At 74.0% G+C, this 26,869-nt stretch carries 26 protein-coding genes; 10 read left to right on the top strand and 16 right to left on the bottom strand.

The window, feature by feature from the left end:
- Positions 1-337: 337 nt before the first annotated feature.
- The 10 genes from AB0E62_RS23620 to AB0E62_RS23575 all read right to left on the bottom strand — a co-directional run bounded on the left by AB0E62_RS23620 (position 338) and on the right by AB0E62_RS23575 (position 11,890).
- Positions 338-1,342, bottom strand: coding sequence for a phosphoribosylaminoimidazolesuccinocarboxamide synthase (locus tag AB0E62_RS23620; RefSeq protein ID WP_362197093.1), 1,005 nt, complete (start codon positions 1,340-1,342; stop codon positions 338-340).
- 32 nt (positions 1,343-1,374) lie between these two features.
- Entirely contained in the window at positions 1,375-2,430 is a 1,056-nt protein-coding gene (locus tag AB0E62_RS23615) for a beta-ribofuranosylaminobenzene 5'-phosphate synthase family protein (protein ID WP_362197091.1), read from the bottom strand.
- A 28-nt stretch (positions 2,431-2,458) separates the two neighbouring features.
- The gene (locus AB0E62_RS23610; RefSeq protein WP_362197090.1) at positions 2,459-3,370 is read right to left on the bottom strand and encodes an ABC transporter substrate-binding protein; all 912 of its coding nucleotides are present in this window, start codon (positions 3,368-3,370) and stop codon (positions 2,459-2,461) included.
- 169 nt (positions 3,371-3,539) lie between these two features.
- Positions 3,540-4,526 carry a PfkB family carbohydrate kinase gene (locus AB0E62_RS23605; protein ID WP_362197087.1) on the bottom strand — a complete coding sequence of 329 codons (987 nt, stop codon included), beginning with the start codon at positions 4,524-4,526 and terminating at the stop codon, positions 3,540-3,542.
- Positions 4,527-4,691: 165 nt separating this feature from the next.
- A complete protein-coding gene (locus tag AB0E62_RS23600) occupies positions 4,692-5,732 on the bottom strand; it encodes an LLM class flavin-dependent oxidoreductase (protein ID WP_362197084.1) in 1,041 nt (346 codons plus the stop codon).
- Positions 5,733-5,737: 5 nt separating this feature from the next.
- On the bottom strand, positions 5,738-7,450 hold the full coding sequence (locus tag AB0E62_RS23595; protein WP_362197081.1) for an acetolactate synthase: 1,713 nt from the start codon (positions 7,448-7,450) through the stop codon (positions 5,738-5,740).
- Positions 7,437-7,643 carry a hypothetical protein gene (locus tag AB0E62_RS23590; protein WP_362197078.1) on the bottom strand — a complete coding sequence of 69 codons (207 nt, stop codon included), beginning with the start codon at positions 7,641-7,643 and terminating at the stop codon, positions 7,437-7,439. Before AB0E62_RS23590 ends, AB0E62_RS23595 begins: the two co-directional genes overlap by 14 nt.
- Entirely contained in the window at positions 7,640-9,001 is a 1,362-nt protein-coding gene (locus AB0E62_RS23585) for a phenylacetate--CoA ligase family protein (protein ID WP_362197075.1), read from the bottom strand. The genes AB0E62_RS23590 and AB0E62_RS23585 overlap by 4 nt, the downstream gene beginning before the upstream one ends.
- A 35-nt stretch (positions 9,002-9,036) precedes the next feature.
- A complete protein-coding gene (locus tag AB0E62_RS23580) occupies positions 9,037-10,317 on the bottom strand; it encodes an acyl-CoA dehydrogenase family protein (protein ID WP_362197072.1) in 1,281 nt (426 codons plus the stop codon).
- A 328-nt stretch (positions 10,318-10,645) separates the two neighbouring features.
- Positions 10,646-11,890, bottom strand: a complete 1,245-nt coding sequence (locus AB0E62_RS23575; RefSeq protein ID WP_362197069.1) for an MFS transporter — start codon at positions 11,888-11,890, stop codon at positions 10,646-10,648.
- A gap of 513 nt (positions 11,891-12,403) precedes the next feature.
- Between AB0E62_RS23575 and AB0E62_RS23570 the strand changes: the two genes are divergently transcribed.
- From AB0E62_RS23570 to AB0E62_RS23545, 6 genes are all read left to right on the top strand, one after another.
- Positions 12,404-13,582: a phosphoribosylaminoimidazolecarboxamide formyltransferase gene (locus AB0E62_RS23570; protein WP_362197066.1), complete on the top strand. Its 1,179-nt coding sequence runs from the start codon at positions 12,404-12,406 to the stop codon at positions 13,580-13,582.
- Positions 13,583-13,594: 12 nt separating this feature from the next.
- The gene (locus AB0E62_RS23565; protein ID WP_362197063.1) at positions 13,595-14,809 is read left to right on the top strand and encodes an aminotransferase class I/II-fold pyridoxal phosphate-dependent enzyme; all 1,215 of its coding nucleotides are present in this window, start codon (positions 13,595-13,597) and stop codon (positions 14,807-14,809) included.
- On the top strand, positions 14,806-15,327 hold the full coding sequence (locus tag AB0E62_RS23560) for a (2Fe-2S)-binding protein (protein ID WP_362197060.1): 522 nt from the start codon (positions 14,806-14,808) through the stop codon (positions 15,325-15,327). Before AB0E62_RS23565 ends, AB0E62_RS23560 begins: the two co-directional genes overlap by 4 nt.
- Positions 15,320-16,324: a xanthine dehydrogenase family protein subunit M gene (locus tag AB0E62_RS23555; protein ID WP_362197057.1), complete on the top strand. Its 1,005-nt coding sequence runs from the start codon at positions 15,320-15,322 to the stop codon at positions 16,322-16,324. The genes AB0E62_RS23560 and AB0E62_RS23555 overlap by 8 nt, the downstream gene beginning before the upstream one ends.
- Complete coding sequence (locus tag AB0E62_RS23550; RefSeq protein WP_362197054.1) at positions 16,321-18,510, top strand: xanthine dehydrogenase family protein molybdopterin-binding subunit; 2,190 nt, start codon at positions 16,321-16,323, stop codon at positions 18,508-18,510. Before AB0E62_RS23555 ends, AB0E62_RS23550 begins: the two co-directional genes overlap by 4 nt.
- A gap of 151 nt (positions 18,511-18,661) precedes the next feature.
- Positions 18,662-19,198 (top strand): hypothetical protein, encoded by a 537-nt coding sequence (locus AB0E62_RS23545; protein WP_362197051.1) that lies wholly within the window; start codon positions 18,662-18,664, stop codon positions 19,196-19,198.
- Positions 19,199-19,245: 47 nt separating this feature from the next.
- Here the strand turns inward: AB0E62_RS23545 and AB0E62_RS23540 are convergent, their stop codons facing one another.
- Complete coding sequence (locus tag AB0E62_RS23540; protein ID WP_362197048.1) at positions 19,246-19,905, bottom strand: TetR/AcrR family transcriptional regulator; 660 nt, start codon at positions 19,903-19,905, stop codon at positions 19,246-19,248.
- Between the two features lie 234 nt (positions 19,906-20,139).
- Here AB0E62_RS23540 and AB0E62_RS23535 point away from each other — a divergent pair, with 234 nt between their 5' ends.
- Together AB0E62_RS23535 and AB0E62_RS23530 are read left to right on the top strand one after the other, a co-directional pair.
- The gene (locus AB0E62_RS23535; RefSeq protein ID WP_362197045.1) at positions 20,140-20,496 is read left to right on the top strand and encodes a hypothetical protein; all 357 of its coding nucleotides are present in this window, start codon (positions 20,140-20,142) and stop codon (positions 20,494-20,496) included.
- An 84-nt stretch (positions 20,497-20,580) separates the two neighbouring features.
- The gene (locus AB0E62_RS23530; RefSeq protein ID WP_362197042.1) at positions 20,581-20,862 is read left to right on the top strand and encodes a GlsB/YeaQ/YmgE family stress response membrane protein; all 282 of its coding nucleotides are present in this window, start codon (positions 20,581-20,583) and stop codon (positions 20,860-20,862) included.
- Between the two features lie 44 nt (positions 20,863-20,906).
- Here AB0E62_RS23530 and AB0E62_RS23525 read toward each other — a convergent pair whose 3' ends face one another.
- From AB0E62_RS23525 to AB0E62_RS23515, 3 genes are all read right to left on the bottom strand, one after another.
- Complete coding sequence (locus AB0E62_RS23525) at positions 20,907-21,818, bottom strand: NAD-dependent protein deacetylase (RefSeq protein ID WP_362197039.1); 912 nt, start codon at positions 21,816-21,818, stop codon at positions 20,907-20,909.
- A gap of 53 nt (positions 21,819-21,871) precedes the next feature.
- Positions 21,872-22,741, bottom strand: a complete 870-nt coding sequence (locus AB0E62_RS23520; protein ID WP_362197036.1) for a class II glutamine amidotransferase — start codon at positions 22,739-22,741, stop codon at positions 21,872-21,874.
- Positions 22,742-22,818: 77 nt separating this feature from the next.
- Positions 22,819-24,243, bottom strand: coding sequence for a glutamate decarboxylase (locus AB0E62_RS23515; RefSeq protein ID WP_362197033.1), 1,425 nt, complete (start codon positions 24,241-24,243; stop codon positions 22,819-22,821).
- A gap of 165 nt (positions 24,244-24,408) precedes the next feature.
- Here AB0E62_RS23515 and AB0E62_RS23510 point away from each other — a divergent pair, with 165 nt between their 5' ends.
- Entirely contained in the window at positions 24,409-25,095 is a 687-nt protein-coding gene (locus AB0E62_RS23510; protein WP_362197030.1) for an adenosylcobinamide amidohydrolase, read from the top strand.
- A gap of 130 nt (positions 25,096-25,225) precedes the next feature.
- Here the strand turns inward: AB0E62_RS23510 and AB0E62_RS23505 are convergent, their stop codons facing one another.
- Together AB0E62_RS23505 and AB0E62_RS23500 are read right to left on the bottom strand one after the other, a co-directional pair.
- Positions 25,226-25,456, bottom strand: a complete 231-nt coding sequence (locus AB0E62_RS23505) for a hypothetical protein (RefSeq protein ID WP_362197027.1) — start codon at positions 25,454-25,456, stop codon at positions 25,226-25,228.
- 25 nt (positions 25,457-25,481) lie between these two features.
- The gene (locus AB0E62_RS23500) at positions 25,482-26,441 is read right to left on the bottom strand and encodes a LuxR C-terminal-related transcriptional regulator (protein ID WP_362197024.1); all 960 of its coding nucleotides are present in this window, start codon (positions 26,439-26,441) and stop codon (positions 25,482-25,484) included.
- A gap of 259 nt (positions 26,442-26,700) precedes the next feature.
- Here AB0E62_RS23500 and AB0E62_RS23495 point away from each other — a divergent pair, with 259 nt between their 5' ends.
- On the top strand, positions 26,701-26,868 hold the full coding sequence (locus tag AB0E62_RS23495) for a hypothetical protein (protein ID WP_362197021.1): 168 nt from the start codon (positions 26,701-26,703) through the stop codon (positions 26,866-26,868).
- The last annotated feature ends 1 nt before the right edge of the window (position 26,869 follow it).

Here is a 26,869-nt window from a genome sequence, read left to right as displayed (position 1 = left end):
GGGCACCGGCCCGCACGCGCGGCGGTCCCAGGGCCGGACACGCAGGCGGGGCGACCGGTGCCGGCCGGTCCCAGCCGCCGTACGCCCTCCGCCCCAGCGGCCCGGCCGCCGCGCGGGAGCGGCGTCGCGGGCACCGGGAAGGGCGCCCGGCCCGGCGGGACAGTGCACCCGTGGCACCGGCCCGCACGCGCGGCGGTCCCAGGGCCGGACACGCAGGCGGGGCGACCGGTGCCGGCCGGTCCCAGCCGCCGTACGCCCTCCGCCCCAACGGCCCGGCCGCCGCGCGGGAGCGGCGTCGGCCGGGCCGGTGGCGGTGTCCCGTTCCCGGTCCCGGTGATCAGGTCCATGCCGCACCCGTCCCGGGCTCGGTACAGCGGGCGCCGGGGGCGAGGGACGCCAGCCGGGCCAGGACCCGGTCCAGATCCTCGGCGCCCCAGATCCGGGTGCCGGTCCACAGCTCGCACAGCGACCGGTACATCTCGCCGACCACTTCCACCACCTCGCGCGGCAGGGGGTCGGGGGCGGGCCAGGCCGAGCGGGGGCGGCCCTCGCGGACCCACTCCTCCACGCGGGACTGCAGTCCGCCGGCCGCGTAGTGGTCGCGCAGCACCTGCTTGTCTGCGTGGGCGCCGTCCAGCAGCAGCCGGGCCTCGTCGGGGGTGCCCGCGTGGTCGACCAGGATCAGCCGGCCGCGCGCGTCCCGGCCGTACTCGACCTTGCCGTCGGCGAGCACCAGCCCGACGCGCCGGGCGTGTTCGCCGACCACGTCGGCCACCAGCCGGGTGCGGTCCTCCAGTTCGGCCTGCTGCTCCGCGTCCAGTCCGCCGATGGCCGCCGCCTCGTCCCGGCCCACGAAGCGGTCGATCTCCTCCAGCTTGGTGGTGTACTCGATGACCGGGCGCTCCAGTACGGTGCCCGGGGCGGGGAGCCCGGCCAGGCCGATGTCGGCCGGTTCGAGCCGGCCCAGCCTCAGCCGGCGCAGTACCGAGGAGCCCTCGGGGAGCATGGCGCGGAAGATGACCTGGAGCGGCACGAGATGGTTGACGTCCGCCGGTCCGAGCGCCCGCTCCCGTGGGTCGATGACCCTCAGCAGGTCGAACTCCAGCCGGTCGGGCGGGTGGAAGGCGCGGAAGTGGCTGGGCACGCCCGCCTCGGCCAGCAGGCGGAAGTTGAACGCCGCGATGCGGCAGCAGGCCTCGCCCTTGCCGGGGACGGAGTCGGGCATCTTGCCGTAGTGGAAGACCGAGTAGTCGTCGGTGAACCGGAAGCTGCCCACTCCGCTGCGTCCGCCGGCCGGCTCCCGCCGGACGTCGAGATCCTTGGTGGAGAACCTCTTCGGCACTACTGCCTCCTCGCGTGCGCGTTCCTGCCGGATCAGGCGACGGTGGTGCGGCCGTCGTCGTCGAGCACCGGGATCCAGTCGACGTCGGCGGGGACGTTGCGGGCGCCGCTGAACCAGAACGCGCGGACGATGCCCGAGTCCCGCAGCTCGGACAGCCACCGGACGGCGGCCCGCGGGCGCCGGGTGAAGGCGTAGCACATCGGTCCCTCGGAGCTCATCGCGACGGCGTCGATCTCCTGACCCCGGCGCGCCTCCTCCAGCAGGTACTTGACCTGGGAGGACTGCATGTCGATCTGCTTCTGCTTGAAGTGGCTCTCGTACGTCAGGAAGTTCACCGCGCGGCAGAAGGACGGGTAGTCGGCCTCGAGGACCGAGGTGGCCAGGTTCATCAGGACCGCGTGGGCGGTGCGCCGGGCCTCCTCGGCCGGGATGGGCAGGGTCCGGGCGAAGAACTGCCGTTCGGTCTCGCCGTGCATCTGGTGCCCGTCGGGGATGATCACCAGGACCGGCCAGGTGGGGAAGGGCGCCGAGATCAGCACGGGGGGCCGTTTCCCGCCGCCCGCGAACCGGGTCGGGACCAGGTAGCGCTTCGGGTCCTCCGCGAAGTCGCCGGGGTTGAGATGGCCGCCGTCGACCAGGAAGCCGCCTCTTTCTATGAGGTTGGGGCTGGCGCCCGAGGTGCCGGCCCGGCCGGCGGCCCGGGCGATCTCCGCGGTGCCGACCGAGAGCCCGGCGAACTGGGCGTAGGCGCGGCCCACGGCCACGGCCGTGGTGGTGCCGGAGCCGAAGCCCGTGTGCGGGGGGAGCCCCTTACGGATCACCACCTTCGCCGGCGGGCCGCCCCATGCCTCCCTGAGCCGGTCCAGCAGGGCGCCGACGGCCTCCCGGTGGGCCGAGCCGTTCTCGTCCGCCTCGACCGCGTTCTCGTGGTGCGGCAGGACGACGGCCTCCAGGCCCGGCGAGCGCAGCGCCATGGACGCCATGCCGTTGCGGCGGCCGGTCTCGCCGTTCAGGTCGATCAGCGTGAAGCTGACGCGGCATCCGGTGCGGACGCGCACGCCCCATTCCTGCGACAGGGCCTCGGACATGGCGTCTCCCCAGTCTCGTCGGTGTCCCTCAGCGGACCGCGTCCGTCTGCGCGTCCTCGACCACCAGGTCCTCGTACCGGGCGCCCGGCTCGATCAGGCCCCAGCGCCGCATCCAGGCGTAGGCCCTCTCGAACTCCAGTCGCGTGTACGGCTCCGGGGGTACGTAGCGCAGCCGCGGCAGGTGGAAGTCGTCCGGGGTGATGCGGCCCGCGAACTCCTCGGGCAGCGAGTCGATCAGGTAGTGCAGGTAGGGGCGCTTGTCCCGGCCGAGCGCGGCCACCGCCCGGACGACCGCCCGGTTGCAGGCGGCGTAGACGGCGCGGTCGAAGTCCGGCGCCACCAGCTCCAGTCCCGCGTAGTGGGTCTCGATGACCTTCTGGAAGCCCTGCTTCTCGGCCAGGGTGATCCACGGTTCCGACAGGGCGACGGCCGCGGCCTCGCCGGACTGGACGGCGCGGTAGCCGTCGATGGTGTGGTACCCCACCGTCTTGATCTCGTCGGCCTCCAGGAAGCCCTCCAGCATCTGGATGGCCGCGTAGTGGTTGCCGTTGTGGAAGCTGACCGCCACGGGGGCGTTCGCCAGGGTCTGGGGGTAGAGGTACGCCGAGCCGGGCGCCGCCATGAGGGCCATCACGGCGACCGACGAGCGCTTCCCGATGATCCGCGCTCCCCGGCGGCTGTCGTGGGCGCGCCGGATCTGCCCCCACTCGCAGGCGCGGTACAGGTCGACCTGCCCCTCCTCGAAGGGCACGTGGTTGCGGATCGAGTCGACCAGTTCGTGGTCCGCCACCGGTTCGGTCAGCCTCTGCTCCGCGCGGTTGCGGATGAATTCCACGGTGACGTTTTCCTCGGCGAAATAACCGAGTTCGTCGGCGACCAGCCAGGGCAGCGCGAAGACGGCGGACGGGCCGACACCTTCGGTGCGCACGGTAAGCGTCATGAAAAACGACCCCTCTCGCGAAACCGTATTCCGCCCGACTGAAGGAGTATCACACCGGGGACGGACTGCCAACCCCGCCTGTTTTCCGCTGAATTACGGCAGGGGAAATCGCCGCACCGTTCTCCGTATTTCCCGCCGGGGAAACCGTGGCCGGACGACTCGGGTGCGTTCAGGGTCTTCGGACGGGCACGGGCGCCCGCGCCTGCCGTACGGTGAGGACGGCCCGGGCCCTGGCCACGCCGAGCGCGAGGCACTCGGGGGGACTCAGGTCCGACAGCAGGCCGTTGAGGAAGCCGCCGGCGAACGCGTCGCCGGCGCCGACCGCGCTGGTCACCGGGGAGCCGGGCGCGGCGACGCGGTGCCGGCCGCCCGGCCCGTGGACGAGCGCGCCGCGGGCGCCCAGGGTGACGACGCCGAGCACGCCGTGCCGGGCGAGCACCGCGGCCGCCGCCTCGGCGTCGTCGGTGCCGGTGAGCGCGGTGGCCTCCGCCTCGTTGCCGAGGACGACGTCGACCCCGGCGGCCAGCAGTTCGGCGAAGCGCCGGCGGCGGGTGCGCACGAGCGCCGGGTCGGAGAGCGCGAGGATGCGCAGGGCGCCGAGCGCGACGGCGCGCCGCAGGGCGTCGCGGGCCGCCGCGCGGCCGTCCTCGGAGGCCAGCAGGTACCCCTCGACCAGCATCCCGTGGCAGGGGCCGGCGTCGGCCAGGCACGCCTCCACCGCGTCCGGCAGCATCCGCAGCCGCCACCGCTCGCCCTGCCAGATGAGGAAGGCCCGCTCGCCGTCGGGGAGCAGCAGCACCAGGCAGCGCCCGGTGCGGCCCCGGCCGGGCGTGCGGACCGGCACCGTCACCCCGCGTCCGGCCAGGTCGTCCCGGACGGCCCGGGCGAGGGGGTCGTCCATGGACGCCGTGGCGAGCGCCGCCCGGCCGCCGTCGGCCACGAAGGCGACGCAGGTGTTGGCGGCGCTGCCACCGGCCGAGACCACGACCCGCGCGCCGTCCCGCTCCAGTCCGGCGACGACCTCCGCCAGCGCGTCGAACTCCAGGAAGTCCGCGGCGCCCGGTTCCGCGCCGAGCCGGGCGCACATCTCCGGCCGGACGGCGACCACCAGGTCGGCCAGGGCGTCCCCGAGTGCGACCAGACTCGCGGGCGCCATCAGAAGCGCTCCCCCGTCGGGTACGGTCCGGGGAATTTCCCGATCACCCGCGCGCAGCGGGTGTCGTTTTTCCGTAACGCGTCGTCCCCGTCGGGGAGAAGACAGTGATCGATTTCCAAGAGGACCTCCCGGCCGCTTCGTCGGAAAAGTCTCGGGCGCTTCCCATTACAGCAGTTTCGGAATGACCTCCCGGGTCAGCAGCAGGAAAGAGGCGTGGCTCAGGGGGGCGCACAGCAGGTAGTGCAGACCGATCTCCTCCTGAAGCGCCCTGATCCGTTCGGCGACCCGGGCGGGGCTGCCGTGGATCACGACGTCGTCCGCGTACCGCTCGGCCCGGTCCCGGGGGTCGTGTCCCGGCCCGCTCGTCCCGGCCGGCCGGATGCCGCGGGAGTAGTCGCGCCGGGCCGGGTCGCTCAGCGCGCCGAGGGACCAGCGCGCGCCGCGCAGCGCGACCTGGCGGGCCTCCTCGTCGGTCGGGGCGACCGCGATCAGCCGTGCCATGGGGATGACCCGGCCGTCGACGGGGTGGCCGGCGTCGGCCAGGCCCTGCCGGTAGGCCCGGTACTTGACGCCGATGTCCGCGTGGCTGGAGTGCGGGTCCATCAGGATCGAGAAGCCGGCGGAGGCGGCCCAGGCGACCGCCTGGGGCGAGGAGGCGGCCATCCACACCGGCGGGTGCGGCCGTTGCAGCGGCTTGGGCAGCACCTCGATGTCCTCGAAGGTGTGGAACCGGCCCCGGTGGGTGAGGCGTTCCTGCCGCCACGCGCCGAGGACGACCTCCACGTTCTCCCGGAACAGCGCGTAGCTGCGCTCGAGGTCGAGGCCGAACACCCGGAACTCGGTGGGGTCGTTGCCGCGGCCGGCGCCCCAGTCGACCCGTCCGCCGGACAGCACGTCCAGCAGCGCGATCTCCTCCGCGAGCCGCAGCGGGTGGTGCATCGCGGCCAGCGAGACGGCGGTGCCGATGCGCAGCCGCTGGGTGCGGGCGGCGACCATCGTGCCCATCATGCTCACCGACGGGGAGACGGAGTAGGTGGTGAAGTGGTGTTCGGCGAGCCACACCGCGTCGTAGGCCCCGGACCGCTCCATGAGGTCGATCCGTTCCAGCGCGCGGTGGTAGACGGTCTCGGGCGGTGTCCGGCGCCCGGGCCAGGAGAAGAACTGCAGGACGCCGAAGCGCAGTCGGCCGTGGTCCGCTGTCGTCATGCCAGTCACCCCAGTTTCGCCGAGCGCCGGTAGGCCACCTCGGGGTCGGTGAGTACGTTGACGAGGTACGGTTCGCCCGCCGCGAAGGCCCGGCGCAGCGCCGGGGCGATCCGGCACGGGTCGGTGACGGTCTCGCCCGCCCCGCCGAGCGCCTGGACCACCTGGTCGTAGCGGCTGCCCGGCCGCAGGTCCGCCGCGACGTCCGCGCCGTAGAGCGCGCGCATGGGGTGCTTCTCCAGCCCCCAGGCGCCGTTGTTGCCGACGATCATCACCACCGGGAGCCGGTGCCTCACGAGCGTGTCGACGTCGCCCGCCGAGAAGCCGAAGGCGCCGTCGCCGAGGAGGAGCACCACCTGCCGGTCAGGGTGCAGCAGCCGGGCGGCGATCGCGTAGCCGATGCCGTTGCCGAGGCAGCCGAACGGGCCGGGATCGAGCCAGCGGCCCGGCAGGTGGGAGTCCAGCAGCCGGCCCGCGTACGACACGAAGTCACCGCCGTCGCCGATGACGACGGCGTCGTGGTCGAGCTGGGCGATCAGTTCGCCGAGGACGCGGGCCGGGTGGATCGGCGTGCCGGCGTGTTCCCGTTCCGGCCGTTCGGCCGCGCGCAGGGCCCGCTCCCGCGCGCGCAGCCGCCGTATCCACTCCTCGTGGTCCGCCCGGGGCCCGGACCGGGCGGCCATGCCGTCGAGGATCCGCCCGAGGTCACCGGCCGGGGCGGCGGCCGTGGGCACGTGCGTGGCCCGCAGCGCGGGGTGGTCCACGGCGTGGACCACGCGTGCGTCGCCGAAGCGGCCGAAGGAGAGCCGGAAGTCCAGGGGCGTGCCGGCCACCACGACGACGTCGGCCTCCTTCAGCGCGTCGCGGGACCGGCTGAACGCCAGCTCGTGCCGGGCGGGCAGACAGCCCCGGCCCTGACCGTTGGCGAACGTCGGCACGCGCAGCGACTCGGCGCAGTGGCGCAGCGCCTCCCAGGCCCCGCCGGACCAGACGTCGCCGCCCGCCACGAGGACGGGGCGGCGGGCGGTGGCCAGGAGTTCGGCGGCCCGGGCGATCTCGTCGGGGTCGGGGTCGGGCGGCGCGGCCGGAAGCGGCGGGCACACGGTGGCGCGCGCCCGGCGGTGCAGCACGTCGAGGGGGACGTCGAGGAACACCGGGCCGCGGTGCGGGGTGGCCGCGGTCGCGGTGAGCGCGCGCAGTGCGCCGGGGATGGCGTCGGTGCGGGTGACGGTCCGGGCGTCCTTGGTCACCGGTGCGACCAGGGGGATGTGGTCGAACTCCTGGAGAGCGCCGGAGCCCCAGCGCTTGTGCGCGGCCCGCCCGGCCAGCACCACGACGGGCGCGCCGTTGGCCTGGGCGGTGGCCAGCGCGCTGATGCCGTTGGTGACGCCCGGTCCGGCGGTGAGCAGGGCCACCCCGGGGCGGCGGCCGAGCCGGGCGTAGCCTTCCGCGGCGAACACGGCGGTCTGTTCGTGGCGGACGTCGACGATGCGCAGGCCCGCGCGGGCGGCGGCGTGCAGGACGGAGAAGATGTGGCCGCCCGACAGGGTGAACAGGGTGTCCACGCCGTGTGCGCGCAGGGCGGCGACCGCGAGTTCGCCGCCCTCGCCCTCGACGGACCGCGCTGCGGCCGGGGCCGCGGGGCCCGTGCCCGGACCGCCGGCCGGTGTCCCGGTCCGGCGGCCGTCGGCCCCGGCGGGGCCGGGTTCAGCGGCCGGCATGGCGCAGGGGCCGGGGTTCCATGCCGAGGCCGTGCATGACCTGCCACAGACACGCCAGCGCCTTGACCACGTTGCGCTCCAGATACGGCGGCAGCTCGCCGGGATGCTCCTCCAGGAGGCGGCGCAGCTTCTCGTAGACGACGACCACGTCCTGCTCGGGGCCGCTGATCCCGGTGCCGGGACGATTCCTCACCCGGTCGCCTCCCTCGTGTCGCCGCCGCCGATGACGATCCGTTCGTCCCGGACCCGGCGGGCCTTCAGCTCGAAGCGGGGCAGCGATCCCGCGGCGACCTCGCGGACGCCGACGCGCAGCCCGCCGGCGGCGGCACCGAGGGATTTCGCGAGCCGTGCGGCCAGGTTCCCGTCGGTTCCCCGGTGGCCGGGGACCTCGATCAGGACGTCGATCTCCTCGCGGATGCCGTCGCGGGTGTACAGGTGGATCTGGAACTCGTCGATCTCCGGGTGTTCCCGTACGACCGCCTCGATCGCGCGGGGGTAGACGTTGGTGCCGCGCACCAGCAGCATGTCGTCCACGCGGCCCCGGATGCCGCCGTCGTACAGGTCCCAGGTGCGCCCGCAGCCGCACCGGCCGGCGGGGGCCCGCACCACGAGGTCGCGGGTGCGGTAGCGGAGCAGCGGGAGGAAGCCGCGGCCGAACGAGGTCACGACGCGCTCCCCCTGCCGTCCGTACGGCACGGGCTCCCCGGTGACCGGGTCGACCACCTCTTCGAGGAAGTTGTCCTCGATGATGTGGCCGCCGCCGGGCCGGTTCTCGCACTCGAACATGAAGACGGTGCCGAGTTCGGTCATGCCCGCGGTGTCCGCCGTGCGGGCGCCCCACTCGCTCTCGATGAGGCGCTTGGTCGCCGGGATCGACCCGGCGGGCTCCCCGGACAGCAGGACCCGGCCGACCGGGCCCGCGGCCAGGTCGATGCCGAGCCGCCGGGCCTCCTGGGCGAGCCGCAGGGCGTAGGTCGGCGTCGAGCACACCACCGTCGCCTCGTCGTCCAGGATCTGGCGCAGCCGGGTCTCGGTGGTCATGTTGCCACCGGGCAGGGTGAGGCAGCCGATCTTCTCGCAGGCGTAGTGGGCGCCCCAGAAGCCGATGAAGCTGCCGTAGCCGAAGGCGAGGAACACCCGGTCCCGAGGCCGGACGCCGAAGCCCCAGAAGGCGTAGCACCACATCTCGGAGATCCACTCCCAGTCCTCGGGTCCGTCGAGGACCCGCAGGGGCTGCTTGCCGCTCGTCCCGGAGGTGAGATGGCGGCGCACCGCGGCGTCGGGCGGCGCGGCCGTGAGACCGCCGTAGGGAGGGGCGGCCTGCTGGGCGTCCATCCAGGCGTCGCGGGTGAAGAACGGGATCCGCCGGACGTCGTCCAGGCGGGTGAGGTCCTCCGGGCGGACGCCGGCCTCGCGCAGCAGCCTGCCCTGCGGTCCCGGGGCGGCCCGGGCGCGGGCCACCGCGGCGCGCAGCCGGGTGAGCTGGAGTTCTTCGAGGTGCGGTCTCGGCAGGGTCTCGTGCCGGGGGTTCCAGTAACCGTTCGGGTCCACGCCTGCCCCTTCGGTCGGTCGCTGCGGTCGTCGGGCTACTCGCGCTGCGTCCCCACCCGCAGCTCGCGGAAGGGCACGTCACGGTCGGCCTCCGGTTCCCGGGGCAGTCCGAGCACGCGCTCCCCGAGGAGGTTGCGCTGGATCTCGTCGGTGCCGCCCGCGATGGACAGCGACTGCACGGACAGGGCCATCTGCTGGAAGGCGCCGTCGCCGGTGGTCTCCGGGCCCGTCAGCATCCCTTCGGCGCCCAGCAGGGACAGGGCGGTGTCGCGGGCCTGCCGTCCGGTGGCGGAGCCGGCGAGTTTGCCGAGGGACGCCTCGGGCCCGGGGCGGCGCGCGGCGCGGGCCCGCTGGTTGCGCAGGCGGTTGGTCCGCGCGGTCGTGTACAGGGCGGCGAGCCGCTGGCGGACCACGGGGTCCTCGGACCGGCCCAGTTCGCGGGCGAGGGCGATCAGCGCCTCGGGGGTGCGCACTCCGCGGCGGACGCCGGCGGCCCGTTCCGCCCGGCGGTGTTCCTCGGCGAGTTCGGCGATGGGGCGGTGCAGCAGGCCGGCCCGCCGGCCGGGCCGGGCGATCCGCGCGGGGCGGAGCACGCCGCCGCCGCCCACTTCCTCGCGTTCGTGGGCCAGGCTGGCCACGGCCAGCGGCCAGCCCTGGCCGACGGCGCCGATGACGCGCCCGGCGGGCACCACCACGTCGGTGAGGAAGACCTCGTTGAAGGTGGCGCGGCCGTTCATCTGCCGGATCGGCCGGACCTCGACGCCGGGCTGGTCCAGGTCGACGACGAAGAAGGTGATGCCCTTGCGTTTGGGGACGGAGGGGTCCGTGCGGGCCAGGGCGAGGCCGCGGTCGGCGTCCTCGGCCTCGCGGGACCACACCTTCTGGCCGTTCAGGATCCAGCGGTCGCCGTCGCGGCGGGCGCGCAGCTGCAGGGCGGCCAGGTCCGATCCGGCGCCGGGCTCGCTGAACAGCTGGCACCAGGACTCCGTCCCGGCGGCCAGGGCGGGGACCCAGCGGCGTTGCTGTTCGGGCGTGCCGTGTTCGAGCAGGACCGGGCCGCCCACCATCTGTCCGACGCCGCCGGGCGGGCCGATCGCCCCGGCGTGCGCGATCTCCTCGGATATCGCCCGGGCCTCCCGGCGGCCGAGGCCGCGGCCGCCCATTCCGGCGGGCCAGGTGGGAAAGGCGTATCCGGCCTCGGCGAGCATGCGCCACCAGTCGCCGATCGCGCGTTCCTCGCTCCAGTTCTCGCGGAGCCAGTCCCGTATCTCCTGCCGTAGTTCCGCTGTCTGCCCGGATTCCCGATTCCCTGCCACCTGCCGGTTACCTCCGAGGACTCGGTCGTACCATCCGTCGCTCGTCGAACCGCGGAAACCGCGTGATCGGATGTGAAGAAGCCGGGCCCGCGTACAAGGGACCCTCGCGCACGTGTGTCGGGCGGTGCGAACGCGATGAGAACCGGGCCCGGGTGAAAGAGGATCACCGGTTGCCTGGTGCAGTCAGTCTAGGGTCAGGCCGGGCTCGGGCCGATACGGAATCCGATTGATCGTTTTTTTTGGCTCATATCGTTCAGTCGCGTGCCGCCCGTCCGCGCCGGGCTTTTTCCGTCTGTCGAACGGGGTGTGTCTCCGGCCGGTTCCGGGCTCATACGGCCGCGCGCCGCACCGAGGCGCGCAGCAGGAGCGTGCCGGGGAGGCAGGCGGCGAGCACGGTGGGCGCCACGGCCCACCAGCCGTCGGCCGCCAGCACCGCGAAGCTGACGAGCGGGGGGCCGAGCAGCGAGCCGAGGCTGCCGACCTGGGCGAGGAGACCGTTGGCGAGGTCGATGTCGGAGGGGTCCGCGACGACGGCGGGGATCATCGCGAAGGCCGCCGCGACGACGAGTTCGTTGGCCAGGGCGACGAGGACCGCGCCGGCGGCGGCGAGGCCGGTTCCGCCGCCGTGCAGGAAGGCGACGGCCGTGCCCAGCGGCATCAGCAGGGCGCCGGTGAACAGCCGGCGCACCGGCACCCCCCGGCGCAGCAGCCAGCCGCTGAGGAACCCGCCGACGGTGCCGGTCAGCGACACCGCCCCGGTCAGGGTGCCGGCGGCGGACGTGGGCACGTGCAGCATCTCGTGCAGATAGGTGGGGAACAGGGACACCACCGCGACGATGGTGCCGCTGGCGGTGGCGAAGCCCAGGGACAGCAGGAAGGGCCGCAGCAGGCGGCGCGCCGTGCGCCGGGTGGGCACCGGCGCGGCTTCGGCCGGTGCCGGCCCGGCTGCGGCCGTGGTCCGCCGGCCGAGCGCGAGGACGGTGGCGGCCCCGGCGACGAGCAGGGCGCACGCCTGGACGACCAGCCAGGTGCGCCAGCCGAGGAACGCCGACAGCACCCCGCCGAGGAACAGGCCCAGCGCCAGGCCCACCGGGAAGTACGTGCCCCACACGGCGAGCGCGGTGATCCGCCGCGGGCCGCCGCCCATGGCGATGATGAGCGCGGGGGCGGCCACGACGACGGCGACGTACCCGACCCCTTCCACCAGGCGCGCGCCCAGCAGCGGCCAGAAGTCGCCGGCCCGTGCCTCCAGCAGCCCCGCCGCCGCCATCACGACGCAGCCGGCCGGCAGGGCCCGGCGGGGCGCCGTGCGCGCGACGAGATAGCCGACCGGCAGCCCGAGCACGGCGGCGACCGCCGTGATGGAGGAGGTCACCAGCGAGACCTGGTCGAGGGAGAGGGTGAGCGCGGCGCGCAGGTCCACTGCGATCGGGGCGATCTTCCCGAGCCCGGTGGCCGCCAGCATCCCGCAGCCGTAGAGCAGCGCGAACCGCGGCCAGTACGCCGGGGTCCCGGGGGACTCGGCGGCCTCCGGCCGCCCGGTCCGGACAGCGTCGTCCGCGTCGCTCTTCACGGGCCGGTCACCTGGATCGATCGGGGATACACGGAACTTGGAGCCTATCCGGGGTGCTGCCGGGCGGCAAGGCACCATTCGGGTGGCCCGCCGGGGGCGACTTGACGTGGGGACGGGCGCCGCGGATTTCCCGACCGAAAAGATCCGGACAACGAACAACGGGCAACGGGCAACGGACAACGGACAACGGTCATCCGAATTCCGCACCCTGTGGCCGGTACGGATCGTCCGGCGGTCCGTCGGCACGGAAATACGGCCGCCGCCGCATTTCGATCACCCCCGCATTTCGATCATCCCGCATTTCGATCACCCCGCTGAAATACCCGTCCGGCGGGCGGGGTTGACGGCTGCCGCGAGAGCCCGGTTTCCTGGAACGCGGACACGGCCGGGGGGATACCGCCCGGCGGAAAAGGAACCGGGCGGATCCGCAGGCCGGTATGCCGGATTCCCGCGCGGCTCACGTCGGTAGACGCCGCGCGACCGGCGTCGGTATTGCTTTCCGGAGAGGCGGCAATGGTCGGTGACCCGGCGCGGCTGCGTCTGAAGTACGGCCTCAACCCCCAGCAGCGCGACGCGGAGGCCCGGTCGTCCGACGGCGGTCCCCTTCCCCTGTCCGTCCTGTGCGGCACGCCCTCCGTCGTGAACCTGCTGGACGCCTTGCAGGGCTGGCAGTTGGTGCGGGAGGCGAGCCGTGCGCTCGGCCTGCCCGCGGCCGCGTCCATGAAGCACGTCTCCCCCGCCGGTGTGGCCGTCGCCGGCGAGGTCGACCCGGTCGCCCGGTCCACCTTCCGGCTGGACACGGAGCTGTCCGGCCTGGCCTCGGCCTACGCCCGGGCCCGGGACTGCGACCCCCGCTCCTCCTACGGCGACCTGGTCGCCCTGTCGCACCCCGTCGACCGGGACACCGCCTCCCTGCTGGCCCGGGTGGTGTCGGACGGCGTCATCGCGCCGGACTACGAGCCGGGTGTGCTGGAGGTGCTGTCGCGGAAGAAGCGGGGCGCCTTCCTCGTGCTGCGCGTGGACCCCGCCCACGAGCCGCCCGCCCGGCAGGTCAGGGACGTGTTCGGGATCCGGATCACGCAGGACGCCGACCCGCTGGTGATCGGCCCCGGCACACTGGCCGGGTGCGCCGAGGGTGGCACCGCGCCGACCGAACGGCAACTGCGGGACGCCGTGCTCGGGTTGGTCGCCGTGCGGTACACGCAGTCCAACGCGGTGGCCTGTGTCCACGACGGGCGGACGATCGGCATCGGGGCGGGCCAGCAGTCACGGGTGGACTGTGTACGGCTGGCCGGACAGAAGGCCGACCGCTGGCGGCTGCGGCGCCACCCGCGGCTCGCCGGGGCCCGGTTCCCCGGCACGATGCCGATCCAGGACCGGGTGAACAGCGTGATGCGGCTGATCGAGGCGGCACCGGGCACCCCGTCCGCTGCCGCCGGGCGGATCCCCGGACTGCCCGCCGAGCCCCTGGACCCCGCCGAGCGCGGCGCCTGGCTGGCCGGGCACCCGCCGTGCACCCTGGTCTCCGACGCCTATCTGCCCTTCCGGGACAACGTGGACGTCGCGGCCGGGCACGGGGTGCGCTGCATCGTCGAGGGCGGCGGGTCGGCGCGCGGCAAGGAGGTCGCGGCGGCCTGCGAGGAACACTCCATCGCCCTGGTCCGCACCGGACTGAGGCTGTTCTGCCACTGACGCGGAGGCCCTGTGGAAGCGGAGGCACCGGACGGCACACGGCTCGCTCCGCCGGCGGCGGAACAGGCCGCGGCGCCCGGGTTCGACGACATCGCCATCGAGGCGCTGGTGGCGCGCCGGACGCTCAAATGGGGGCGGCACGGCGGGGAGGTGCTGGGCGCCTGGGTCGCCGAGATGGACTTCCCCGTGGCCCCCGTCGTACGCAGGGCCGTGCACGAGGCGGTGGAGCGCGGCGAGACCGGCTACCCGCTGCGCGACATCCGCACCGGGCTGCCGGAGGCCTGCGCCGACTGGCTGGCCCGTTCGTTCGGCTGGACGGTACCGGCCGAGCGCGTCTTCCTCATCCCCGACGTGCTGACCGGGGTCGGCCTCGGCATCGGCGCGTACAGCCGCCCGGACAGCGCCGTGGTGGTTCCCACTCCGGCCTATCCGCCCTTCCTGGAGGTCGTGGCGGCGCAGGGCCGGCGCGCCGTCGAGGTGCCGCTGGTCCCCGACGGCGCGCGGCCGGCGCTGGACATCGACGCGATCGGCGCCGCGCTGGCCGCCGGGGCGGGGACCGTGCTGCTGTGCAACCCGCACAACCCGCTGGGCAGGGTGTTCACCCGGTCCGAACTCCGCGCGCTCAGCCGCTGCGTGGCCGCGCACGGCGCCCGGGTCGTCGCCGACGAGATCCACGCCCCGCTCACCTACCCCGGGCACGCCCACGTGCCGTACGCCTCCGTCTCACCGGAGGCGGCCGGCCACACCCTCACCCTGGTCTCCGCCGCCAAGGGCTGGAACATCGCCGGGCTGAAGTGCGCGCAGGCCGTGCTGGGCAGCGACCGTGACGTACGGCGGTGGCGTGCCCTGCCGTTCCACTCCCGGCACGGGGCGAGCACCCTGGGCATCGCGGCGAGCATCGCGGCGTACCGCGACGGCGACCCGTGGCGCCGCGAGGCGGTCCGCTACCTGGACGGCAACCGGCGCTTCCTGGCCCGGGTGCTGGGCGACCGGCTGCCCCAGGTGCGCTACGCGATGCCGGAGGCGACCTATCTGGCGTGGCTGGACTGCTCCTTCACCGGCCTGGCCGATCCGGCCGGCTTCCTGCTGCGCGAGGCCCGCCTCCGGCTGAGCGACGGGGCGTTCTTCGGCGCGGCGGGCCGGGGGTTCGTACGCCTGAACTTCGCCACGTCGCGGGAGATCCTCGCCCGCATCGCCACCGCCCTGGTCGGGGCGCTGGCGTCATGACACCCCGGGCGGAGGAGCGGGGCACGCCGGTGGCGGGGGCCGGCGTCGTCTTCACGGTGAACGCGGCACCGGTCCGGTGCGTCGTGGATCCGCGCGAGTCGCTGCTGGACGTGCTGCGCGAACGGCTGGGCCTGACCGGTGCCAAGAGGGGCTGCGACCACGGCCAGTGCGGCGCCTGCACGGTCCATCTGGACGGCCGGCGGATCCTCGCCTGTCTGATGCCGGCGGTACAGGCCCAGGGCGCCGAGGTGACGACGGTCGAGGGCCTGGCCGCGCCGGACGGCACACCGCACCCGGTGCAACAGGCGTTCATCGACCACGACGCCCTCCAGTGCGGCTACTGCACACCGGGACAGATCATGTCGGCGGTCGCCTGCCTGGCCGAGGGGCACGCCGGTTGCGACGAGGAGATCCGGGAGCACATGAGCGGCAATCTGTGCCGGTGCGGGGCGTATCCGCAGATCGTGGCCGCGGTCCGCGAGGCCGCCGCCCGCCTCGGGGGCGGGGCGGATGCGTGAGTTCGCGTACACGGCCCCCGCCACCCTCGCGGACGCCGTGGAGGCGCTGGCCCGGGGCGGCCCCGGCACGCGGGTCCTGGCCGGCGGCACCAGCCTGTACGACCTGATGAGGCTGGGCGTCGAGCGGCCCCGCGCGCTGGTCGACATCCGGCGGCTGCCCGAGCTGGCCGGGTTCGACACCTCGGGCCCGGACGAGTTGGTGTTCGGAGCCGGCGCCCGGATGGCCGACGTCGCCGAGGACCCGGTGCTGCTGCGGGACCACCCGGCCCTGGCCGAGTCCCTGGCCAAGGCCGCCTCGCCGCAGCTCCGCAACATGGCCACCCTGGGCGGCAACCTGCTGCAGCGGACCCGCTGCCCGTACTTCCGCGCCGGCCCGCCGTACCCGTGCGGCAAACGCGTGCCGGGCAGCGGGTGCGCCGCCCGGCACGGACCGGACCGGGGCCAGGCGGTGCTGGGCACGAGCGCGTCCTGCACGGCCGCCTACCCCGGTGACTGGGCCGTCGCGCTGCTCGCCTTCGACGCCCGGCTGGACCTGCTGGGCCCCTCGGGTGCGCGGACCATCGCCCTGTCCGCCCTGCACCGGGCACCGGGGGACACACCCGGGCACGAGCACACGCTGGCCAGGGACGAACTGATCGTCCGGATCCGCGTCCCCGTCGCCGCGGCCGGGCGCGGCTCCGCCTTCCACAAGGTCCGGGACCGCGAGTCGTTCGCCTTCGCGCTCGCCTCCGCCGCGGTGGCCGTGGAACTCGACGGCCGCGGCACCGTCGTGGACTGCCGGATCGCGCTCGGCGGACTCGCCACCCGGCCCTGGCGGGTGCCGGCCGCCGAACGCTCGCTGCTCGGCGGCCCCCTGACCGGAGCGTCGGCCCGGCGCGCGGGCGAGATCGCGCTGACCGGGGCGCGCGCCGGGGCGCACAACGGCTTCAAGACCGAACTGGGGGTGCGCACGGTCGCCGAGGCCCTGCGCGTCGCCCGCGGCCGGTGGACCCGGTGACCGGCCCGCCGGAGTCCCGGGGACGCGTCGACGCGTACGACAAGGTGACCGGGCGGACCCGTTACACCGCCGACCTCACCCGGCCCGGCCTGCTGCACGCCGCGCTGGCCACCGCGACGGCCGGGCGGGGCCGGGTTCTCGGGATCGACACCTCGGCCGCCCGCGCCGTGCCCGGTGTACGGCTGGTGCTGACCCGGCTGGACGGCGACGAGGTGCGCTCCCCCGGCTATCCGGCCGCCGACGGGGGGTACGGGTTCCAGAGCTTCCAGCCGCTGCTGGACGACCGGGTGGCCTACCGCGGCCAGCCCCTCGCCCTCGTGGTGGCGGACACCCCGCTCGCCGCGGCCCAGGCCGCCGGTCTCGTCCGCGCGGTGTACGCGGCGCGGCCCGTGGCGGTGACCCTCGACGCCGAGGGCGCCGAGACGGTGGCGCAGGCCCGGGCGCTGGCGGGACCCCGGTTCGCGGACGTCTCGACGGGCGACGCGGAGGCGGTCTTCGCCCGCAGCCCGGTCCGGGTCGACGCGGTGTTCGACTTCGCGCCCCAGCACCATGTCCCGATGGAGCTGCCGGCCGCCGTGGCCGAGTGGCACGGCGACCGGCTGATCGTGCACGAGAGCACCCAGAACACCGGCGCCGTGCGGCACGGCCTGGCCCGCCAGCTGGGCATCGACCCGTCCCGGATCGACGTGGTCTCCCACCAGGTGGGGGGAAGTTTCGGGCAGAAGACCTGGCTCCCGTCGCACCTGGCGCCGCTGGCGGTGGCCGCCCGCCGCCTGGGCCGGCCGGTCAAGTTCGTCATGTCCCGGTCCCAGACGTTCCACGCGACCACGTTCCGCCCGGCGAGCCGGCACCGGATGCGGGTGGGCGCCGACCGCTCCGGGCGGCTGACGGCCGTCCTCCACGAGGCCCGCCAGCAGACCTCCCGGCACGACCTGTTCCCCGCGGACTTCCTCACCGTCACCTCGCGGCTGTACGGCGTCCGGCACTTCTCGGGGGTCCAGTGGCTGACGCGGACGGATGTGCAGACACCCGGTTTCATGCGCGCTCCGTTCGAGCATGTCGCGGTGTTCGCGCTGGAGACGGCCGTGGACGAGGTCGCCTGCGCCACCGGCCGTGACCCGGTCGCCCTGCGCCTGGCGAACGACACGGCGACCGATCCCGTGACGGGGCGGCCCTTCTCCTCCCGGCACCTCGCCGCGTGCCTGCGGCGGGGCGCGGCACGGTTCGGCTGGGCGGCCCGCTCGCCGCGGCCGGGGTCGATGCGGGCGGCCGACGGGTCCCTCGTCGGCTGGGGGGTGGCGGCCGGCGCGTACCGGGCCTCGATGGCACCGGCCGTCGCCCGGCTGACGGCGCACGCGAGCGGACACCTCACGGTGGACGTCACCGGCCACGAGATGGGGCAGGGCCTGCGCACGGCGGTGACGCTCGCCGCGGCCGACGGCCTAGGCGTGCCGGCGGACCGGGTCCGCACGGTGCTCGGCGACACCCGCGGGGTCCCGCAGCACCTGACCGCCGGGTCCTGGGGCACCGCCACGGCGCTGACGGCCGTGCACGCGGCGGTGCGGGCGCTGCGCGGCCGCCTCGGGGCGCCGGAGACGGGCCCGGTGGACCTGGCGGCGGCGGTCGCGGCGACGGGCGGACCCGTGGTGACGGCCGAGGCCGGCACCCGGGGGCCTGGGCAGGCGGCCGAGGCCGACGACCGGATGCGCGCCGGGGCGTCGGCGCCGGCCGGGCCCGGGTATCCGGAGTTCTCCGCCTTCAGCTTCGTCGCCCACTTCGCCGAGGTCCGGGTGGATACGGCCACCGGGCGGGTCCGGGTGCCCCGGGTGGTGAGCGTCGTGGACTGCGGCCGGGTGGCCAGTCCGGTGACCGCGGCCGGCCAGGTGCGCGGCGGCGTGGTGTGGGGGGTCGGCGCGGCACTGCGGGAGGGCAACGAACCCGATCCCGTCTTCGGGGGGTTCGTGCACACCGATCTCGCCGAGTACGTCGTCCCGGTCAACGCCGACATCGGGCGCGTCGACGTCGAGTTCATCGACGAGCCCGACTTCCGGCTGAACGCGCCGGGCGTCAAGGGACTGGGCGAGGTCGCCTTCGTCGGCGTGGCCGCGGCCCTCGGCAACGCGGTCCACCACGCCACGGGGCGGCGCCCGCGCAGGCTGCCGATACGGCGGGAAGACCTGCTGTGAACCGGCACCTCACCCGATCGGGTGAGGACGTCCGGCCCCTCGGGCACCCCCATCGGGTCCTTGCGCACCATTCGGCAGACGCTGTGTGATCGGCCGTCTACGGTACGCGTAGGCCGCGCCGTGTACCGCGGTCACCTAAGGAGGGACCCCTGTGACATCGGTCTGCGACCCCCGGTACGCCCCGGCCGGCGATGTGAGCGGAGCGCTCATGGTGATCGACTCCCGGCTCAAGGCCATCTACGACGGCACGACCGAGGTCGACCCCGAGCAGCAGCAGTTGATCGACCAGTTCACCGCGTCCTTGGGCCCGAAGGGAATCCACGACCTGGTGGACGGCGCGTGCACGATCATCTACATGTTCATGACCTGGTTGCGGATGGCGTACGAGGACCACGACAAGGACGTCGTCGAGTACGTGGTGCCGAGCCTGGTGGCCTCGATGCGCATGATGCCCAAGAGCATCCGCCCGGAGGCCATCCCCACCATGGCCGGCCTGGTCGTCGCGGCGGGCATGGGCCTGAGCCCCAGCCTGTGGCGCAAGCAGTACGGCAAGTGGACCAAGGAGGAGATGAACCCCCTGGAGGCCACCGCGTTCCTGCTCGCCGAACACATCAACCAGCTCACCGACGACCGTGAGTTCGCCACCCGTCTCATCAGCAAGGCGCTGAACAAGGCCGAACGGGCCTGAGCGAGCCCGCCCGCCGCTGCCGGCGCCGCCCGTCCCGCCTCCGTGGGTCAGTGGAGCCCGGCGGGACCGGCGGCCGGCAGCAGTGAGGGATCCGTGGCCCCGGAGCGCAGGCGGTTGAGGACGGCCTTGGCCGCCTTGTCGTAGCACGTGAAGTCGTCGTGCAGGACGGATTCGGCGTTGGCCAGTTCCAGGAAGGCCGCGAGTTCGAAGACCAGTTGCGGCACGTCGGTGTCCTGCGCGAGTTCCCCCGCCCGCTGGGCTTCCCGCGCGGTCTGCTCCAGGTGGGAGAACCAGTTGGCGCGGGCCGCGGCGAGCGCGTCGTGGACCTTGCCCTCGCGGGCGTCGTACTCGGCGGAGGCCGAGTAGAAGAAGCAGCCGCCGGGGAAGACCCGCTCGCGGGAGTAGGCGAGCCAGCCCGTGCACAGGCGCCACAGGCGGCCGATGCCGGCCGGCAGGTCCAGGGCGGGCTGGACCACGTGTTCCAGGTACACGGTGACGGCCGCGCGGACGGTCGCGAGCTGAAGGTCCTCCTTGGAGCCGAACAGGGCGAACACACCGCTCTTGCTGAGGCCGAGTTCACTGGCGAGCCGCCCCATGGACAGGGTCTCCAGCCCCTCCACCGAGGCGATCTCCACGGCCCGCCGGAGAATCAGCCGGCGGGTCTCGTTCCCGCGCGCGATCCGGCCGTCGGCCTGCGTCCCTGCCACGCCCATGTGCACCCCACTTCCCGGACGGGACTTCCCGCGCCGATCACCCTCAGTATAAGCATGTGCGGACGTTCGTTCGCTTTCTTGTCAGGCAGGACAACGGGAGGCTGATAAGTTGCACGCACGACCGTTCAGTTTTATTGGTTCCCGAGGAGTGAGTACGCCATGCCGGTACCGATCAGGTTCGCCCCGTGGAAGCCCGGCCCGGACGGAGAGGCAGAGGGGGCGGCAGTCGTGAGTGTCACCGCCTTCACCCCGCACCGCCCCTGGACCTCCGTGGGTGTCTATCTGACCGGCTTCACCCTGCGCCGCGGCTGGGGCGCCACCGAGGGTGCGGTCGGGCTGTGGCTGTGGAGCGGCCCGGGCCTGCTGCACCCGTGCTCCGGGTCGGTCTCGGTCTGGCGCGACGAGGAAGGACTGCGCGGCTTCGTCGCCCGCCCCGACCACGTACGCATCATGCGGGCCTACCGCGACCGCGGCGGCATCCGCTCGGTGACCTGGCGAACGGACCGCTTCGAGCGGGCCGCGACCCGGGAGAGGGCACGGTCCCTCATCGAGGAGTGGTGCACCCGGCCGGCACCTCGGACGTAAAGAGGACGTTTGTACGAGCGCAGACGGTACACACGATGAGCAACAAGCATTGTCCGACGAAACGACGGAACGGAGACCCCCACCATGGGCATCATCGCGTGGATCATCCTCGGCCTGCTGGCCGGTGCCATCGCCAAGGCCCTCATGCCGGGCAAGGACCCCGGCGGCATCATCGTCACCATGCTCATCGGTGTGGCCGGCGGCCTGCTCGGCGGCTGGCTCGGCAAGGTGATCTTCGGCGTCGATTCCGTCGACGGGTTCTTCGAGCTGTCCACGTGGATAGCCGCCATCGTCGGCTCCGTCATCCTGCTCGCCCTCTACCGCCTCGTCACCGGCAGCAGCCGCCACTCCCACCGGCACGCCTGACCGGCGAGGCCGACCGCATGCCGGTCCATGACGGACGACGGGGGTCACGGCCCCAAGCGGGCCGCCCCCCAGCCGTCGGCCGGAAGGCCCAGCCGGCCGGCCACGGCGGTGAGGGATGTCCCCAGCGGAAGCGCGACCCGGGTGACCGCATGCCGGTCTCCCCGGGTCGCGTCCCTGTTCACGATCAGCACCGGTTTCCCCTCCCCGGCGGCCTGGCGGACGAACCGGAGCCCGGACATCACCGTCAGCGAGGAACCGAGGACCAGCACCGAGGTCGCCTCGCGGACCAGTTCGCGACAGTGCTCCACCCGCCGCGGCGGCACCGCCTCGCCGAAGAACACCACGTCCGGTTTGAGGACGCCGCCGCAGACCGCGCAGGGCAGCACACGGAAATCCCCCACCTGTTCGTCGGTGAGATCGGCGTCGCCGTCCGGGTTGATGCCGGCGGCCACCGGCGCGAACCCCGGGTTGGCCTCCGCCAGCCGCCGGGCGAGTTCCCGGCGCGCACTGCGGTCACCGCAGGCGAGGCAGACGACCCGGTCCAGACTTCCGTGGAGTTCCACGACGTCCCCGCTGCCGGCGGCCTGGTGCAGGCCGTCGACGTTCTGGGTGATCACCCCCGAGAGCAGGCCGTGCCGCCCGAACGCCGCCACCGCCCGGTGCCCGGCGTTCGGCTCGGCGCGGCCGAACGTGCGCCAGCCCAGGTGGCTGCGCGCCCAGTACCGGCGCCGGGCCCGCGCGCTCGCGGTGAATTCCTGGTAGGTCATCGGGGTGTGCCGGCTCAGGCTCCCGCCCTCGCCCCGGTAGTCGGGAATGCCCGACTCCGTGGAGATGCCCGCCCCGCTGAGCACCAGCACACCACCGGTCCTCAGCGCCTGGACGACCGGTTCCAGGTCCGTACTGCCCGGCAGGGGGTCCTCGGTGGGCGTCCAGCTCAGGGTGGGGCGCATACGCATACGGCCAGCGTACGGAACAGCCGCCCGCATCCCGGCGGCCGGGTTGTGCGGGGTCACGGCGCCTGCTGGGAGGCCGCGGCGTCGGGCCGCAGATCCGCCAGGGTCAGCCGGTGTGCCGGGGGCTCCGGCAGGATCACCTCACGGGTGGTGTGCGGGCCGGGTCCGGCGTGGAGCAGTTCCCCCGGTTCCATCAGGCGCCAGCCGGGATGCTCGTCCATGCGTTCGCTGGCGACGATCACGGCCGGATGACCGGCCAGGGACGAGGAACGGACCCGCATCCGGCCGTGGCCGCCGCTGTGGTCCAGGTGGCGGGTGCCGTGCCGGCCGCCCGCCGGACGCTCCAGGACGTACAGCTCGTGGGTGTCCGGGTAGCGCAGCGCCCACAGTCCGCCTGGGGTGACGAGGACGAGATTGAGCGCGTAGACGGGCAGGTGCCCGGCGATCCACCGGGCGGCGTGCCGGATGCCGGCGGCCAGGTCGCCGCCGTTCTCCCGGGTCTCGCGGGTGATCAGGGCGAAGAAGCGCTCGGAGTCCGTGTCGCCCCCGACCAGCGACCGGTCCTCCCCCAGGTGGCCGTCGAGCCGGTCCAGCCCCTCGATGACGCCGTTGTGCGCGAACAGCCGGCCGTCCTGCGCGAAGGGATGCGTGTTGCGGGCGTCCAGGCTGCCGGTGGAGGCGTAGCGCACATGGGCGACGAAGGTCGCCGACTCCGCCCGGCGGGCCTCCTCGGCGAAGGCGCGGTCTTCGTAGGCGGCGATCGGTGCCTTGTCCACGCGCGGGCTGCCGTCCGCCGCGTAGTGACCCAGCCCCGTGCCGTCGGGGTCGCGCCGGCTCTGCCGGCTGAGGCTGTCGGGGGCGTCCAGCAGCCAGAACGTCGCACGGGTGCGCTGCGGCGCGCTGCTGAGGCCGAACAGGCGGCACATGGTGTCTCTCCTCGCTCGCCGGGCGGCCGGCCGGGTGTCCGGCGGTGGTGCGTGGGGTGTCCGGCGGTGGCGCGTGGTCAGTGGCGGCCGGGGCGGCGCGGGTTCTTGGTCTCCGCGCCGTGGGCGAAACCGCCCGCGTCGTCGGCGTCGCGGTGCGGCTCGTGCTGCACGCGCAGGCGGGGCAGGGCGCGCCGCAGGTCCTCCAGGAGCAGGTCGGCCAGGTCGTGGCTGAATCCGTTGCGGACCACGATGCGCAGGACGGCCAGGTCCGTGCGGTGCTCGGGGAAGGTGTAGGCGGGCACCAGCCAGCCGCGTTCGCGCAACGCCGCGGAGACGTCGAAGACGCTGAAGGCGTCGGTCCCGTCGCGGACCCGGAAGGCGAGGACGGGAAGCTCGCTGCCGTCGGTGATCAGCTCGAACGGGCCGAGCCGGGCGATCTCGGCGGCCAGCCCGGTGGCGACGTCCCGGCAGGTCCGCTGGACCCGCCGGTAGCCGTCGAAGCCGAGGCGCAGGAAGTTGTAGTACTGGGCGACGACCTGGGCGCCGGGCCGGGAGAAGTTGAGCGCGAAGGTCGGCATGTCGCCGCCGAGGTAGTTGACGTGGAAGACGAGGTCGTCGGGCAGGGCCTCCCCATCGCGCCACAGTGCCCACCCGACGCCGGGCATGACCAGGCCGTACTTGTGGCCGGAGGTGTTGATGGAGGCGACCCGCGGCAGCCGGAAGTCCCAGGTGAGTGCGGGGTCGAGGAAGGGGGCGATCATTCCCCCGGACGCGCCGTCGACATGGACGGGGATGTCCAGGCCGGTACGGCTCTCCAGGTCGTCCAGGGCGGCGGCGATATCGGCGACGGGCTCGTAGCTGCCGTCGAAGGTGGAGCCGAGCACGGCGACGACACCGATGGTGTTCTCGTCGCACAGCCCGACCGCCGTGTCCGGCGTGAGGTGGTAGCGGTCGCCCTCCATCGGGACGTAGCGCGGTTCGACCTCGAAGTAGTCGGCGAACTTCTCCCAGCAGATCTGCACATTGATGCCCATCACCAGGTTGGGCCGGCCGGTGGGCTTGCCCTCGGCGCGCCGCTTGTGCTGCCAGCGCCGCTTCAGTGCCAGGCCGCCCAGCATCGCCGCCTCGCTCGATCCGGTGGTCGAGCAGCCCATGGCCCGGCGCGGGTCCTCGGCGTGCCAGAGCCGGGCGAGCATGTGCACGCACCGGGTCTCGAGTTCCGCGGTCTGCGGATACTCGTCCTTGTCGATCATGTTCTTGTCGGCGCACTCCGCCATCAGGCGCCGGGCGTGGGGCTCGGCCCAGGTGGAGACGAACGTCGCCAGGTTCTGCCGGGCGTTGCCGTCGAGCATCAGCTCGTCGTGGACCACCTGGTAGGCGGTGTCCGGTTCCATTCCCGCCTCCGGCATCGCGTACCGGGGCACGCGGACGGGTTCCCGGCTGAAGATCGGGTTGATCTCCAGGTCCCGGCTCTCGCCGCGGTCGTCGCGCTGCACCGTCATACGCGCTCGGTCCTTCCTGCCCCGGCCTGCGTGGCACTGTGCGGAGTTCCCCGCACCGCACCGACGAACCCGGACAAAAGGAACCACCCCGTGCATGGCCGCGCACCGGGACCGGGCCGGACGGCGCGGCGTACGATCTACCGGTCCCGCCCCGCAAGGAGTCCGATGCCCGCCGCCCTGCCGTCGCCCCGCCCCGCCACCGGGTTGCTGCACGTGCGGCGGCACACCCGCGCCGAGGACGGCACGTGGCTGCACAGCCTGCTGTGGCGGGCCGGCGACGGCTGGCGGATGATCAGCAGCGCCGTGCTCGGCGGAGGGATCGGGGAACGGTCCTGGGTGCTCAACGCCCAGGTGTCCCACGGCTACCGGCGCACCGACCCGGACCGCCACCTCGCCGAACTGGCCCGCGCCTCCGGCACCCGGGGGCCGGGGGTCGGGCTGATGACCGCCGCCGATGTCCGGGCGTACGGTCATGCCTGCGACGGCGGCGTGGAGGCGGTCGCCACCGCGGGCCTCGGCGTACGCGGCTGGGCCGCCTCCCCGGCGGAGGGCACGGCCGCGGCGCCCCGACCCGGCACGGTCAACATCATCGTCGCGGTGCCGGCGGCCCTGACCGACGCGGCCCTGGTCAACGCCGTGGCCACCGCCACCGAAGCCAAGGTGCAGGCGCTGCTCGCGGCCGGCTACGACTGTTCCGGCACCCCCACGGACGCCGTGTGCGTGGCCGCCCGCTCCCCGCGCGCCGACGCCGAGGTCCACGCCTTCGCCGGACCCCGCTCCCTGTGGGGCGCGCGCGTGGCCCGCGCCGTCCACCGGGCCGTGGGCACCGCCGCCCGCGCCGAGCACGCGTGACACGGGCACCGGCACGCGTGCGGCCGGGGCGCCCGGCTACAGGTCGAGGCGGGCCCGGCCGCTCCGGCCGGCGGGGTTCGATACGGGATCAGAGCCGCGCAGGGCAAGGGGGCGTGGAGGCACGGGTGGCTCAGCGGTGCCGCTCCTCGGGCCAGGGGCGGAACCTGCGCTGCCCCCACTCCCGCGCCCGCTCGCTCATGCGGCGGCGCAGCCAGGTCAGCCACAGCGCCAGTGGTGTCAGCACGAGAGCGATCAGCAGGGCCGGCCCCCAGCCGACGCCTCCCCCCGCGAACCGGATCCCCAGGACGAGCAGCGCGTACATCCCCACGACAACGCCTGCTGTGCGCAACGGTTTCGACATGTGTCCCGGGTACCCCCGTCGCGGGTCACTGCCGGTCGTCGAGCAGCCTCTGCTGGTGGATGAGGTATCCGAGGTGGGTGCGGCTGTGGGCACCGAGGCGGTTCATGATCTCGGTGATGTGCCGCTGGCAGGTGCGGGTCGTCATGCCCATCCGGCGGGCGATGGCCTTGTCGTCGTGCCCTGCCGCGAGCAGCCGGATGACGTCCGCCTTGATGCCCTCGGAGGCCGCGATCGCCTGCGACCGGCCGTGTTCGGTGGGGAAGGGAACAGCTGCCGCCCAGGCGCGTTCGAAGGTGGCGGCGACGAAGTCCACCACGTGCGGGTCGCGGATCAGGGCGGCACCGCGCGGGTTGCCTCGCAGCGGGACGACCGCCACGTCACGGTCGAAGACGATGGTCCGCGAGAACGCGTCGCCCAGCGTGCGGATCTCCGCGCCGAGCGGGGTGACCTGGTCGACGTAGGCGACGGTGGTCTGGTGGAACTGGGCGGTGTGCTGGTAGAGCGTGCGCATCCTGATGCCGCGCGCGAGCACCGCCTTGGTCCGCTCCATGGCCTCCCTCAGCACCTCCTCGGAACGCGCGCCGCCGGGTTGTGAGGTGAGCACCTCGGTGCGCACGTTCTCCGACAGTTCGGTGAGCCGTCCGCGCACCTCGTCCAGGTCGGGCACGGCCTCGACGCCCTCGCGGCGCAGCCGGTGCGCGGCGCCCTCGTCGTACACCGGGACCAGTGGGGAGAGTTCGTCGCGCAGCCGGTCGGCGCTCTCCTGCAGCGCGGACATGTGCCGGCGGATCGGCCGGGACAGCTGGTCGAGGGCGCTGTCCGGGGAGACCGTCGTCAGCAGCTCCGGATGGTCGGCGCTGCGCCGCAGCAGGCGCAGTTCGACCAGGTTCCGGACGGCGCGCTCCAGGTCCGCCCTGGGCAGATCCGTTCTGTGGGCGAGGTCGTCCAGGGAGAACCGTACGAATTGAGCCGCACATCCATACACCCGTCGCTCCGCCGGCCCCAGGTGAGGGAGACCAATGATGCCGGTTTCCACCTGTTCATCCACGTTCATTCACCCGTCCGAAATTGCATCTACGCAAAAAGATACGTGATCTCGGATGACTATTCATCGGCCGCTGGCATGATCGGAGGGCGCCGGCAGCGCTTCCGCGGGCCGCGCACCACACCACCACCGCACCACACGCCACCGCACCACACGCCACCGCACCCCATGCAGCGGTGCGCGGCACTTTGGGGGAGACATGAAGCGACGCATCACCACCCTGGTCACCACCGTCGTCACCGCCATGGTCCTGGGGCTCGCGGCCCTGGCCGTGTCCGCCCCGCCGCAGCCGGGACCCGCCGGCGGGGCCGTGTCCGAGGCCGCCGCGGCGCACGCCGCCCCGGCGGACGACCTCGGCTGGGGATGAG

The organism is Streptomyces sp. NPDC038707 (genome assembly GCF_040636485.1).
GTDB lineage: Bacteria > Actinomycetota > Actinomycetes > Streptomycetales > Streptomycetaceae > Streptomyces.
The sequence above is the reverse complement of the archived record's forward strand: the minus strand, read 5'-3'. Positions and strand labels throughout refer to the sequence as shown.

What these genes read in the sequence shown, in the direction of transcription:
- AB0E62_RS23615 (WP_362197091.1), bottom strand. Translation starts at nt 2,430, where the DNA reads ATGTCCGAGGCCCTGTCGCAGGAATGGGGCGTGCGCGTCCGCACCGGA.
- AB0E62_RS23610 (WP_362197090.1), bottom strand. Translation starts at nt 3,370, where the DNA reads ATGACGCTTACCGTGCGCACCGAAGGTGTCGGCCCGTCCGCCGTCTTC.
- AB0E62_RS23605 (WP_362197087.1), bottom strand. Translation starts at nt 4,526, where the DNA reads ATGGCGCCCGCGAGTCTGGTCGCACTCGGGGACGCCCTGGCCGACCTG.
- AB0E62_RS23600 (WP_362197084.1), bottom strand. Translation starts at nt 5,732, where the DNA reads ATGACGACAGCGGACCACGGCCGACTGCGCTTCGGCGTCCTGCAGTTC.
- AB0E62_RS23595 (WP_362197081.1), bottom strand. Translation starts at nt 7,450, where the DNA reads ATGCCGGCCGCTGAACCCGGCCCCGCCGGGGCCGACGGCCGCCGGACC.
- AB0E62_RS23570 (WP_362197066.1), top strand. Translation starts at nt 12,404, where the DNA reads ATGGTCGGTGACCCGGCGCGGCTGCGTCTGAAGTACGGCCTCAACCCC.
- AB0E62_RS23560 (WP_362197060.1), top strand. Translation starts at nt 14,806, where the DNA reads ATGACACCCCGGGCGGAGGAGCGGGGCACGCCGGTGGCGGGGGCCGGC.
- AB0E62_RS23555 (WP_362197057.1), top strand. Translation starts at nt 15,320, where the DNA reads ATGCGTGAGTTCGCGTACACGGCCCCCGCCACCCTCGCGGACGCCGTG.
- AB0E62_RS23530 (WP_362197042.1), top strand. Translation starts at nt 20,581, where the DNA reads ATGGGCATCATCGCGTGGATCATCCTCGGCCTGCTGGCCGGTGCCATC.
- AB0E62_RS23525 (WP_362197039.1), bottom strand. Translation starts at nt 21,818, where the DNA reads ATGCGTATGCGCCCCACCCTGAGCTGGACGCCCACCGAGGACCCCCTG.
- AB0E62_RS23520 (WP_362197036.1), bottom strand. Translation starts at nt 22,741, where the DNA reads ATGTGCCGCCTGTTCGGCCTCAGCAGCGCGCCGCAGCGCACCCGTGCG.
- AB0E62_RS23515 (WP_362197033.1), bottom strand. Translation starts at nt 24,243, where the DNA reads ATGACGGTGCAGCGCGACGACCGCGGCGAGAGCCGGGACCTGGAGATC.
- AB0E62_RS23510 (WP_362197030.1), top strand. Translation starts at nt 24,409, where the DNA reads ATGCCCGCCGCCCTGCCGTCGCCCCGCCCCGCCACCGGGTTGCTGCAC.
- AB0E62_RS23505 (WP_362197027.1), bottom strand. Translation starts at nt 25,456, where the DNA reads ATGTCGAAACCGTTGCGCACAGCAGGCGTTGTCGTGGGGATGTACGCG.
- AB0E62_RS23495 (WP_362197021.1), top strand. Translation starts at nt 26,701, where the DNA reads ATGAAGCGACGCATCACCACCCTGGTCACCACCGTCGTCACCGCCATG.